The organism is Lacticaseibacillus boliensis, from assembly GCF_054784775.1.
Map to the genome: position 1 here is coordinate 24257 of NZ_BAAIHN010000028.1, position 12414 is coordinate 36670.

12 protein-coding genes and 1 riboswitch are annotated in these 12414 nt (G+C 53.8%); of the genes, 3 read left to right on the plus strand and 9 right to left on the minus strand.

Translation table 11 applies throughout. The annotated features are described in order from the left end of the window. Positions 1-11 precede the first annotated feature (11 nt). From ACYVRB_RS10945 to ACYVRB_RS10980, 8 genes are all read right to left on the minus strand, one after another. On the minus strand, positions 12-791 hold the full coding sequence (locus tag ACYVRB_RS10945) for an inositol monophosphatase family protein (RefSeq protein WP_461215386.1): 780 nt from the start codon (positions 789-791) through the stop codon (positions 12-14). Further along, positions 788-1069: a UPF0223 family protein gene (locus ACYVRB_RS10950; protein ID WP_461215387.1), complete on the minus strand. Its 282-nt coding sequence runs from the start codon at positions 1067-1069 to the stop codon at positions 788-790. The genes ACYVRB_RS10945 and ACYVRB_RS10950 overlap by 4 nt, the downstream gene beginning before the upstream one ends. Then, entirely contained in the window at positions 1066-1947 is an 882-nt protein-coding gene (locus tag ACYVRB_RS10955; protein ID WP_461215388.1) for a lactate dehydrogenase, read from the minus strand. The genes ACYVRB_RS10950 and ACYVRB_RS10955 overlap by 4 nt, the downstream gene beginning before the upstream one ends. 158 nt (positions 1948-2105) lie before the next feature. Then, positions 2106-3509: a dihydrolipoyl dehydrogenase gene (gene lpdA / locus ACYVRB_RS10960; protein WP_461215389.1), complete on the minus strand. Its 1404-nt coding sequence runs from the start codon at positions 3507-3509 to the stop codon at positions 2106-2108. A 3-nt stretch (positions 3510-3512) separates the two neighbouring features. Next, a complete protein-coding gene (locus ACYVRB_RS10965; protein ID WP_461215391.1) occupies positions 3513-5162 on the minus strand; it encodes a dihydrolipoyllysine-residue acetyltransferase in 1650 nt (549 codons plus the stop codon). Positions 5163-5211: 49 nt separating this feature from the next. Then, positions 5212-6189 carry an alpha-ketoacid dehydrogenase subunit beta gene (locus ACYVRB_RS10970; protein ID WP_461215392.1) on the minus strand — a complete coding sequence of 326 codons (978 nt, stop codon included), beginning with the start codon at positions 6187-6189 and terminating at the stop codon, positions 5212-5214. 1 nt (position 6190) lies between these two features. Beyond that, entirely contained in the window at positions 6191-7297 is a 1107-nt protein-coding gene (pdhA, locus tag ACYVRB_RS10975; protein ID WP_461215394.1) for a pyruvate dehydrogenase (acetyl-transferring) E1 component subunit alpha, read from the minus strand. 507 nt (positions 7298-7804) lie between these two features. Continuing rightward, positions 7805-8599 carry a hypothetical protein gene (locus ACYVRB_RS10980; RefSeq protein ID WP_461215396.1) on the minus strand — a complete coding sequence of 265 codons (795 nt, stop codon included), beginning with the start codon at positions 8597-8599 and terminating at the stop codon, positions 7805-7807. Between the two features lie 205 nt (positions 8600-8804). Then, a riboswitch (M-box (ykoK) riboswitch) is annotated at positions 8805-8968 on the minus strand. A gap of 150 nt (positions 8969-9118) precedes the next feature. Here ACYVRB_RS10980 and def point away from each other — a divergent pair. Then, positions 9119-9673, plus strand: coding sequence for a peptide deformylase (gene def, locus ACYVRB_RS10985; RefSeq protein WP_461215397.1), 555 nt, complete (start codon positions 9119-9121; stop codon positions 9671-9673). A 58-nt stretch (positions 9674-9731) separates the two neighbouring features. Here def and ACYVRB_RS10990 read toward each other — a convergent pair whose 3' ends face one another. Beyond that, positions 9732-10181 (minus strand): hypothetical protein, encoded by a 450-nt coding sequence (locus ACYVRB_RS10990; protein ID WP_461215398.1) that lies wholly within the window; start codon positions 10179-10181, stop codon positions 9732-9734. A 189-nt stretch (positions 10182-10370) separates the two neighbouring features. On the opposite strand from ACYVRB_RS10990, the gene ACYVRB_RS10995 reads away from it, so the two are divergent. Together ACYVRB_RS10995 and rnjA are read left to right on the plus strand one after the other, a co-directional pair. Continuing rightward, positions 10371-10583, plus strand: a complete 213-nt coding sequence (locus ACYVRB_RS10995; protein WP_461215399.1) for a DNA-dependent RNA polymerase subunit epsilon — start codon at positions 10371-10373, stop codon at positions 10581-10583. Next, positions 10584-12266, plus strand: a complete 1683-nt coding sequence (rnjA, locus tag ACYVRB_RS11000; RefSeq protein WP_461215400.1) for a ribonuclease J1 — start codon at positions 10584-10586, stop codon at positions 12264-12266. It begins immediately after the preceding gene. Positions 12267-12414: the final 148 nt, after the last annotated feature.

Sequence of the window (12414 nt, forward strand, 5' to 3'; positions counted from 1 at the left end):
CGCTCATCGCACTAGGCGTGATTCATCAGCCTCATGATCTCTGCATGTGCCTTGGGCATGGCAGCCACGACCACCCCGGCGTTGAGCAAGTCGAGCGCTGTCCCATCAGGCCGAGTGACGACCAGGCCGAAACTTTGCCCGATCGCCATGCCGGCGGCGACATCCCAAGGTTGCAGGTAAGAGATGTAGCCGACTTGCTGCCCTAAAGACACTGCCTTGAACTCGATGCCAGCGCTGCCGAGCAAACGGGCGCCAGAGCTTGCGGTGGCAACATCTGCGACATGCAAATGGTTGTGGATCAGCATCGGCCCGTTCACGCCTAACAGCCCGTCTGCCAGCGCCACATCTTCTGGCTGCGGAAGGTCAACACCGTTCATCTGTAACGGCAGGTGCAAGCCGCCGCTGATCAGCTCGTTGCGCCAAACATCGAGGATCGCCCCATACACTGGGTTACCGCCGTCATAAACCCCGATCATGACCGCAAAGTTCGCCCGCTGTTTGACAAAATTCATCGTGCCATCGATAGGGTCGACAAAAAACACCAGTCCGCTGAGCCGATCGACCTTGGCTTGAGTGCCTTCTTCGCCTTCGATATGCGCATCGGGATAATCGCGGGTGATCTGTTCGATCAGAAACTGTTGATTGGCGCGATCGACGTTAGTCACCAGATCGTTGCGGCCGGTTTTGGTCGCCACCGTCATCGGCGCACCCATCGCCGCCAGGATCTGCTCACGGCTGGTCGCCAGCCATTGCCGGACGTGCAAGTCGAGCTGTTCGAGGTCTACGCTCATGACAACCGCACCCGGATCTTTTGCTTGCTGCCTTCTCGAGCTTCCTTGACCACGGTATACAAGGAATAGCCGCTGGCTTCTTCAAATTCCCGCCCGAGCTGTTTCTCGGTCGCCTTGTCCGGAACTACCTTCTTGAACCCGCGGTAAGCTGCCAGCAAGTTATCTCGATCGACACCATGTTCGTAGGCATCTTCTACCAGCTGATAAAAGGTCGTCACCTGGATCATTTCATCTTTTGTCCATTCAAAATCCAACGGATACTGATAATTAGGTTTCATTCGTCTCCTGCTCCTTTTTCAATGGCTGCAATCGTCGCGTTGGTCTGGGTCTGGATCGTTACCAACGCCGCCTCTTCGGCTTCAGCGCCATGCAGGCTCGCCAAGCGCTTGACGCCGGTCTCGTTCACCAACACCGGGGTGGCGGCCACCGTCTCGTCAATGGTCACCAAAGGCGCCAACAAGGCCTCTCCCGCAAACGCCGCTATGACGCGTTCGACCAACGGCGGCCACAACAGCGCCCCGTCGGCCTGGCCGTACGCCGTGCAAGCCGCAGTCGCCGTTGCCAACAGCGGATCCGGCTGCCCATCAGTCGGCTGTAAAAGACTCAACACCGGCGTTGTGCCAACGTACGCGCGGCTCCACATCAACACCGGCGTCACCGCCGTGCCCAAGGCGTATGCGGTGACCCGTGAGCGCGGCACGTGCAACTGATCGGCCAGCGTGCGCTCAAAACAGCCGGTGACGCCAATGGTTCCAAGCCCCACCACCGTCGACTTGGCCAATCCAGAAAAGCGTTGCGCAAAATAAGTCATCACCACGTCGTCGTGCGTGACCATCAAGATCTTGCCGGCAAAGCCCGCCGCCATGGCGACCCCGATCACTTTGCGCAGTTGCGCCAGCATCGAACGCTGCCACCCCTCGACGTCGATTTCCCCATAATCTGTGATCACTAAGACATCTGTTGTCGCCCAGGTTTTGGCGGTCGCCTTGAGCAACTCATTGGTCGTCATCCCGGCAATCACCGTCAAGGTCGCCATCGGTAACGACGCCTCTGACTCTGCAGGTACTGCAATGCTGAGTGCCAATTGAGAGCGAAGCAACCGTTCGAGAACCGTTATCGTCAATCGGCTTTGTCCGCAAACCACGATTTTTTGCATGATTAGCCTCCCCGCTTGTTGACTCGATTGTAACAAATTCTTAAACCGATTAACAAGACGGCATCGTTACGCTCTGATGACATCTGTGTGCGCTACCAAACAAACAGAACCTGCGAAACCAAGCACTGGCTTCACAGGTTCTGAGATCGATCATATGGTTAGATGTTGACCGGAACACCCAATGCGAGTTCAGCGCCATCTGAGATGGCTTCGCCTAAGGTTGGGTGTGGGTGGATCGTCAACGCGAGGTCTTCGACGTTGAGACTGGATTCAACCGCAACGGCTAATTCCGAAATCAAATCGGAAGCGCCGGGACCGGCAACTTGGGCGCCGATGACGGTGCCGGCTGGATTGGTGACCAGACGGACGAAGCCGTCGGTTTGGTCCAAAGAAATCGCGCGACCGTTGGCGGCAAATGGGAACTTGGCCGCCTTAGCGTCGATACCTTGGTCTTTGGCTTCTTTTTGGGTCAGGCCGACAGTGGCCAGCTCAGGATCCGTGAAGCAGACCGCAGGCATCGCCTTGTAGTCGACTGCACTGGCCTTGCCGGCGATGGCTTCAGCGGCGACCTTGCCTTCGTAACTGGCTTTGTGTGCCAGTGCGGCGCCGGCCACGATGTCACCGATCGCATAGATGTTAGGCACGTTGGTACGGCCTTGGTTGTCGACCTTGATCAAGCCACGATCCGTGGTTTCGATCCCGACGATATCAAGCCCAATATCTGCCGTGTTCGGGCGGCGGCCGACGGTGACCATGACGTAATCAGCATCGATCGTCTTGTCTGTGCCGTTGGCAGAATAGGTCACTTTGACTCCGTTGGCGGATTCGACGGCTTCTTTGGCCATCGCGCCGGTGATGACATCGACTCCGCGCTTCTTGAAGGAGTTCAAGACCAGCTTGACCATATCCTTTTCGAAGTTTGGCAAAATGCTGTCGGTGCCTTCAAGGATCGTCACATGCGCGCCGAGGTTAGCATAGGCGCTGGCCAGCTCAGAGCCGACGTAGCCGCCGCCGATGACAACGAATTCCTTAGGCACCTCAGGCAACGACAAGCCGCCGGTGGAATCGACGATCCGCTTGCCAAACTTGAAGCCCTTGATCTCGATCGGATGCGAACCCGTTGCGATGATCAGGTTCTTGAACGTGTAAGTCTGGGCGGAATCTTTTTGCATCACGCGCAGAGAATGATCGTCCTTCAAAAACGCGGTGCCCCAGACAACATCGATCTTGTGCTTTTTAAACAGCATGCTGACGCCGCCGGTCAAACGCTCAACGACTTGATGTTGCTTCCAGTCTTGGGTCTTTTCCCAGTTCAGCGTCGCGCCTTTAGACTCGACTCCGAACACCGAACCGCCTTGGGCTTCTTGAAAGGCGTGACCAGCATTGATCAAGGCCTTGGAAGGAATACAGCCGACGTTTAAGCAGACGCCACCAATGAAGGTGTTTTCGATGACCGTGACCTTTTGGCCTTCTTCGGCGGCACGAATGGCTGCCACATAACCGCCAGGGCCGGCACCGATGACGACGGTATCTAAATCAATTGCAAAATCACCAACAACCATTGCTTAACCCTCCATCAACAGCAGATTAGGATCTGCCAACAGTGTCTTCAATTCGTTCAGTGCGCGTTGAGCCATGGCACCGTCGATCAAACGGTGGTCATAACTCATCGACAGCTTCAACATGTTGCCGACAACGATCTCGCCGTCTTCATTGACGTAAGGTTCCTTGGCGATCTTGCCAACCCCGAGAATGGCGACTTCAGGCTGGTTGATGACTGGCGTAAACCAGCCGCCACCGATGGACCCGACGTTACTGATTGTCATTGAGCCACCAGACATTTCCTTTGGCTTCAACTTGCCATCATAAGCCTTTTGCGCGTTGTCAGAGATTTCCTTGGCAATGGCAAAGACAGACTTGGCATCAGCGTTCTTGATCACTGGCACATACAGCCCGTGATCGGTGTCTGTGGCAATCCCAACGTTGAAGTAATGCTTGTACACGATCTCGTCGGTACTGTTGTCGATCGATGCATTCAAAGCCGGGAAGTCACGCAAAACGGTGACCAAGGCCTTGACGATGTATGGCAGGAAGGTCAACTTGATGCCTTTATCAGCAGCGACTTGCTTGTACGTCTTGCGATGCTTCATCAACGCAGAGACTTCAACTTCATCAAAGCTGGTGACATGCGGGCTGTTGGCCTTCGACGCGAGCATCGCCTTGGCGATCGCTTTACGGGTCGGGGTCATCTTCTCGCGTGTCTCAAGCGCAGCAACATCTGCATCTGGCACGTATGGCCGAACCGGCGTTGCCGCAGGGGCAGCGGCCGGTGTCGGGGTTGTAGCCGCCGGAGTGGCAGTCGCAGGCGCTGCTGGTGCAGGCGCCGCTGGTGCAGGCGCCGCTGCCGCGGCCCCACCGTTCTTGAAGGCATCGATGTCTTCGCGGGTGATACGGCCACGCTTGCCGGTACCAGGCACTTGAGAAATGTCGACACCGTTGTCGCGAGCATACTGGCGAACCGATGGCATCGCGAGGATCTCACGGTTCGGGTCAGCTGCGACAGGTACGGTATTGGCAGAGGCTGCCGGTGCAGGCGTTGCCGAAGTCGGAGCGGCCGCCGGAGCAGTCGGTGTGGCCGGAGCAGCTGCGGCATCATTGTGCCCAGGGGCATCCATTTCCACCATCACGTCGCCAACCGTCGCCACTTCGCCTTCTGGGATCAAGACTTTAAGCACTTTACCGGTGACCGGAGACGGGATCTCTTCGACAGACTTATCACTTTGGACTTCGACCAAAGTATCGTCTTCTTTGACCTCATCGCCTGGGGCAACGTGCCACTTAACGATCTCGCCTTCAGCCAAACCTTCGCCGAGTTCCGGCATCTTGAACTGATAGACACCACCTGCTGGTGCGGCGGCTGGGGCTGGTTGTGCAGCTGGGGCAGCCGCTGCCGGTGCTGCCGGCGTCGCTGCGCCGGTGCCATCATCGATCTGCACAAGCGCTTGCCCAACGGTAGCCACTTCGCCTTCTTGGACAAGGATACTCAAGACCTTGCCAGAAACCGGTGACGGAATCTCTTCAACGGATTTATCATTTTGAACTTCAAGCAGGGTATCGTCTTCTTTGATCTCGTCGCCCACGGCAACGTGCCATTTGACGATTTCCCCTTCTGCAATGCCTTCCCCAATATCAGGAAGTTTGAATTCGTAGGCCATGCTGGCACCCCTTCACTTTATAATAGTAGCAACTCGTTAACTAGCATCATTAGAACGTGACTGTTTCGCGAACCTTAACCTCAATATCCTTGGCATTTGGCAACCAGGCACTTTCAGCTTGGCCAAACGGGAACGGTGTGTCCGGCGCTGCCACGCGGCCGATCGGAGCTTCCAGAGAAAGGATTGCACGCTCTGAAATCTCGCTGATCACGCTGGCAGCGACGCCGCCCATGCGCTGTGCTTCTTGCACAACAACTGCACGGTGGGTCTTCTTCACACTGGCGATGATGGTATCAACATCGAGCGGTGCGATCGTCCGTAAGTCGATGATCTCGGCGTTGATGTTGTCTTTTGCCAATTCATCTGCGGCTTTTTTGGCTTCACGTACCATGGCGCCATAGGTGATGATCGAGACATCGCTGCCTTCCTTCGTCACCGCGGCCTTGTCCAAAGGCACTTCATAGGCTTCATCCGGAACTTCTTCACGGAACGAGCGGTACAACTTCATGTGTTCGAGGTACAACACCGGATCGTTGCTCTTGATGGCACTGATCAACAGGCCTTTGGCATCATAGGGATTGCTTGGCACAACGACACGCATGCCAGGAAATTGCGACACGAGACCTTCAAAATTATCCGAGTGCATTTCTGGGGTGTGAACGCCGCCGCCAAACGGGGCCCGGATCGTAATCGGCATCTGCCGGGTGTCACCCATGCGGTAACGCATCCGAGACATCTGACCGCCGATACTATCCATCACTTCGAAGATAAACCCGTAGAACTGAATTTCCGGAATCGGACGCCAGCCGGTGAGCGCCAAGCCAATTGCCAGCCCACCAATGCCAGATTCTGCTAACGGGGTATCGAAAACGCGGTCTTCACCATGCTTGGCTTGCAGGCCATCGGTCGCGCGGAACACACCACCATTTTTACCAACGTCTTCGCCAAAGACCAACGTCTTGGGATCGGCTGCCAATTCAAGGTCAAGCGCATTGGTGATCGCTTGAATCATCGTTTTTTGTGCCATGTTAGTTGGCCTCCTTAGCTTGGTATTGTGCGAGTTGTTCTGCCACGTTTTGTGGGGCAACATCGTAGGTATCCTTCAAGAAGCGCGAAACCGTCTGTTTCGGTGCCTGATCGGCTTCGGTGATCGCGGCTTTGATCTCGTCTTTGGTCTTTTCGATCAAAGCGTCTTCTTGATCTTGGCTCCACAGGCCTTTGTCGGTCATGTAGTTGCGCATCCGGATCAACGGATCGCGCTTTTGCCACAGATCATCGGTTTCCTTGGAACGGTAACGTGTCGGATCATCACCAGACAACGTATGTGGCCCATAACGGTAGGTCAAGGTTTCGATCAGCACAGGTCCGTTACCAGCGGCGACGAACTCACGTGCTTCTTTCATCACTTCATAGACAGCCAGTGCGTCCATCCCATCGACTTGGATGCCTGGGATCCCCATGGCGACGGCTTTTTGGGCCAAGGTCTTGGCCGCGGTCTGCTTAGCCCGCGGAACAGAGATCGCATAGCCGTTGTTTTGAACGACGAAAATTGCTGGTGCTTTGAACGCGCCTGCGAAGTTGACCCCTTCATAGAAGTCCCCCTGAGACGTGCCACCATCACCTGTGTAAGTATAGGCGACCTCATCACTATCATTTTTCTTCAAGCCCAACGCCACGCCGGCGGTTTGGACATATTGCGCACCGATGATGATTTGCGGTGGCAAAGCGTGGAAATCTTCTGGATATTCGTTGCCGGCCACGTGCCCACGTGACCAAAGGAATGCTTTGGCGATCGACAACCCGTGTTGGATCAGTTCTGGGATGTCACGGTAGCCTGGAAGGATCCAGTCAGATTTCTTCATGGCAAAATTCGAGGCAAGCTGTGAGGCTTCCTCACCAGAAGTTGGTGCCCAAAAACCGAGTCGTCCTTGCCGGTTCAGTGCGGTCGCGCGTTGATCGAGCACTCGTGACCAGACCATTTGTGACATTAACGCCACGAGCTGGTCGTCGCTTAGATCAGGCAAAATGTCAGGTGCCACGACCTTACCGACTTCGTCTAAGATTTGAATTGTCGAGAAATCGGCGGCTTGGTTGGATAACAATTGCTCAAAGTCAACTGCTGCATGCTTGGCCATAATCAAAACCCCTTTTTATGATTTTCTGTTGCAATTATTAGTTTCAACTGTATTACTAATCTCGCTTACAGACATACTTTAGCACATTGGTAGGTGGTTTGCAACCGTTTTAGGATACCGGTTACCCTTCTGTGAATCCTTTAACGACGCCCGTGAACAGTTTCACACGTTGTATCGATACAGGCAACTATCGATACACATTTCTCACGCTTCTGATTTCACAATCTGTTTCGTGCGATCACGACACCCCCGATGACAACGGGACTTATCGTTCATAAAACATGTTAGCCACTGCACAACCTCCTCCCTGTATCTAATACACGAGCACCTGTCTTGACGAGGATGTATTACAGTCTAATGGTAGCGGATTCATTGCCGGTGTTGCAAGTTTGCGCGCCGTTTAACACCAAGATTGTCGATAAGTTTGCACAATTTCCCCATTGAAAAGATAATGCTGGCCACAAAAAAACTCACTTCAACATTGAAGTGAGTTTTGATTATCATGATTCATCTACCAGCCCACGAGACGGGGTCTTGGTTGTACCGGAAAGCAGTCTCTTTAGCTGCTTGACGGTTGTTATCAACCAAGGTCATTTGTGTCGCCTGGTCTGCTTGGATCAAATCTTGTGTGCTTGCGACAAACTTGCGATCTGCTGTCACGCTGGCCACATGCTGGCCAACGCCTGCGATCGCACCGTTGAGCAGTTCCACCAGCCGTGCGCCGATGTGCACCGTCATTGCCAGGTCGCTATTGAGGATCGGCAACAGTTGCTTGAGCACCAACCGGTCGTTGCCGATCGCGGCGACTTGCACCTGTGCGTCAGCGGTCAAGCGGCTACCGGCCATGACAAGCTCAGCAGGCAGTTGAATCCCAAAAAGCCGGACCAAAAACGCGGTCAAGCCGTTTGCTTGGCAACCGACAGTGCTTTGAACATCAACCGGAACGATCGCGCCAGCACCCAGATACAACCTGTCGCCAACGACCAGATCAGCGACGGTGCATTGACGCATCAACCCTTCGCGAATCACCATCACCGGTTGGCTCCCATTATCCATGACCTGAAGCCAACGGTGAACCAACACTTTAAAACTGCTAACTAATAGTAGCAAAGCCATTGCCAGCAAAACTGCCGGCACCATCCCGCCAAAACCTGCAGCGACAGCGACAAGACCCGTTGCCAACAGGAGTGTTGGCCGATTGGCGATGCGGATCTCAGCGACTTGTGTCGTCGGCTGGTTGATCAGTTGGGCTTTGCGTACTTCGAAGCGGGAAAGCCCGCTTGAATATTGCATCATCAACATCAACAACTCCTCTCTTGCCCAGAGAGGTTTGCGATGCGCCGAATTACTTATTTATAAAATTAAGTGGTGGCACAATAACAAACCTTCCGGGATCTGCATTGTCGGGACTACCGCCATCAATCGCTGTTTGTTTCATGTGCTCACCACCTTTCATTCACTCGCCGTTGTGCAAAAAATTCGCGCACACCAATTGGCATGCGCGATCATTGCATCCCAATCGTTCAGTTTTAGCACTATACGCCTAGAAAAATTACTTCAGCTACGTTAGCGCAAGCCTTTGTAGACAAGCGCAGTTGACTCATTGGCATCTCTGGATGTTTCTGAGTAGCAGCATTGTTCGTATAGGAGCCTCACCTAACGGAAAGCACCGTATTTTGATTCACTTACACTTTATCAGCCTTTTGCAACGCTGTCAAGGTTTGAGCTTACCAAAGTTGCGTGAACCGCTTCCTGGCGACTTTTTTCACCTCTAAGATTGTGGTAAAGTAATCGTTAGTAGATTGTATGGAGGAATCAGCCGTGTATTTAATGAAAGATATTACCCGTGACGGTGAACCCGTCTTGCGTCGCACCGCCGATAAAGTAAAATTTCCACTTTCCGATGCAGACAAAAAGCTCGCCCATGATATGATGGAATACCTCGTCGTCAGCCAAGACGAAGAACAAAACGAGAAATACAAGTTGCGCCCAGGCGTCGGCCTCGCCGCCCCTCAAGTCGGTGTTGGCGAATCAATGGCCGCCGTGCTGGTGCCAGGGCCTGACAACGAAATCTTGTTCAAGGAAGTCTTGATCAACCCTGTCATCATCAGTCACTCGGTTCAAGGCGCTGCCTTGTCTGAAGGTGAAGGTTGCCTGAGCGTCGATAAAGACGTGCCTGGCTATGTCTTCCGCCACGATCGCATCACGATCCGCTATCAAGATTTCGACGGCAACACCAAAAAGGTGCGTCTCAAGAACTACCCCGCGATCGTTTGCCAACACGAGATCGATCATCTCAACGGGATCTTGTTCTACGACCATATAGATAAGAAGGAACCATTCCACGTCGAAGACAATGCATTGTTGATCGACTAACACTAACGGCTAGCACCACACCCATCTGGGGTTGATGCTAGCCGTTTTTATGTGGTCATTATTGCACCCGGCGGACGTCGCGGACGTATTCGCGGGTCGCGGCGTTGACGACATAGGCGACATCAATGTGCACGACCCCGTCGCGATGCCACCAGTCGGTGACGTCAAGCGTTGGGGCCATCGTGGCGGCATCGGTGTTTTGGTCGCCGGTTTGGGCGCGCAACGCCGCGGTGAACTGGGCGCTGGTGACAGGCCCTTGCGGCTCGGGCAAGGCATATTCAAAAGCCATGATCCCGTGCCCCCAGACATCGGCAACCGGTTGCGAACGCAACGGGTCCGGATAAGCCCACGCCAGTTGCGTCAGCGCTTTGGCAACATCGCGATCACACAGGCGTTGATTGCGCAACATCAAGACCCGCATCGCGTGCTTGCGTCGGCGCACCCGCCACCAGACGACGAATACAACCACCAAGATGACGACCAGCGCCGCTAAGAGCCATTTTGTCATAAGCTGCCTCCTTGAATTTGTTACTTTCTTCTATTATACCGTATTCTGATGCCTAAGCGCCCGTGGCGCGTCAGCAGAGAATATGCTACACTATAAAGTAACTGTTGAGATAATCAACAAATGATCGGTTAATGCAATCAATACCCCAGGCTCTGGGGCGATTTTTTGCGTATTCGAAAGGAGCTCATTATGATCTACAAAGTATTATATCAAAAAGACAAAGTGGTCAATCCGCGTCGTGAAACCACCCAAACTCTTTATCTCGAAGCGGAATCCGCTGTCGCTGCGCGTAGCTTGGTGGAAGAAAATACCCCATACAACATCGAATACGTGCAAGAATTAAGTGGCAACTTCTTGGACTACGAGAAGCAATCACCTGATTTCAAATTGACGGAGTTCTAAATGAAACTCAACATCAAAAACAACGAAACCGCCGTTTTTGCGATCGGCGGTTTAGGCGAAATTGGGAAGAACATGTATGGGGTCCAATACCAAGACTCAATCATCGTGATCGATGCCGGGATCAAGTTTCCCGAAGATGATTTGCTTGGGATCGACTATGTGATTTCCGATTATTCCTACCTCGCACAAAATCAAGACAAGATCAAGGCCTTGGTCATCACCCACGGCCATGAAGACCACATCGGCGGGATCCCGTATTTTCTCAAGCAGGTTCCCAATATCCCGGTCTACGCCCCACCTTTGGCGGCGGCATTGATCCGAGGAAAGCTTGAAGAACACGGCTTGTTGCGCTCAACTAAGTTGGAAGAGCTCAAAGAAGACGCGGTCTTGCAATTTGGCCCGATCAAAGTCGACTTCTTCCGCACGACCCACAGTATTCCCGACACCTTGGGCGTTGCAGTTCACACGCCAAGCGGTGTGATCGTGGAAACCGGGGACTACAAGTTCGATCTCACCCCGGTTGGCGACCAACCTGCCCCGAATTTGCAGAAGATGGCGCGTCTCGGTGAAGAAGGCGTCTTGCTCTTGATGAGTGACTCGACCAACGCCGAGATCCCTAACTTCACAAAGTCCGAACGCTTCGTTGGCCATTCGATCCGCCACATCTTCGATGGCATTGAAGGCCGGATCATTTTTGCCACCTTCGCGTCTAACATCTCACGGATCGCCCAAGCCGCCCAAGCGGCGATGGATCACGGCCGCAAGATCGCCGTATTCGGGCGTTCGATGGAAACTGCGATGGTCAACGGTCGCGAACTCGGTTACCTCGACATTCCCGACGACGTCTTGATCGACGCGCACGAGCTGAACAAGCTTCCTGCAAGCGAAGTCATGATCTTATGTACGGGCTCGCAAGGTGAACCGATGGCGGCATTGTCTCGGATTGCCAACGGCACCCACCGGCAGATCTCGATTCAACCTGGCGACACGGTGATCTTCTCGTCCAACCCAATTCCTGGGAACACGACCAGCGTCAACCACGTCATCAACGAACTCGAAGAAGCCGGCGCCGAAGTCATTCACGGCAAGGTCAACAACGTCCATACTTCTGGTCACGGTGGCCAAGAGGAACAAAAACTGATGTTGCGGCTGATGAAGCCTAAGTTCTTCATGCCGATCCACGGTGAGTACCGGATGCTCAAGATCCACACCGAGCTCGCCCAAGAATGCCACGTGCCAGCAGACCATTGCTTCATCATGGAAAACGGCGACGTTCTGGCACTCACACCTGACCACGCCCGTCGTGCCGGTCACTTCCCTGCCAGCGACGTTTACATCGATGGCAACGGCATCGGTGATATCGGCAACGCGGTCATCCGCGACCGGCGTACCTTGTCTGAAGAAGGCCTGGTCGTGGTCGTCGCCACCATCAACATGCAAAAGCAAGCCGTGCTTGCCGGCCCGGATCTCTTATCCCGTGGCTTCATCTACATGCGCGAATCTGGTGAGCTGATCAACCAAGCCCAGCGTCGCGTTTACCGCACGATCAAAAACACCTTCAAGCAAAACGAGAAGGTTACCGAAGGCATGCTCAAAGATGCAATCACCAGCAATCTGCAGAGCTTCTTGTTCGATAAAACCGAACGCCATCCGGTAATCTTACCGATGCTGATCCTGCTCTAAACCTCAACAGAGACATGACATCCTGGATTATTCATAGAATTTCAAAAAAGCAGCGCAATCCCATGATTCACACGGGACTGCGCTGCTTTGGTGTTTCACCCATTGGGTGCGCCTATATGCTAAGGTTGAGTCGACGAAAACCATCACG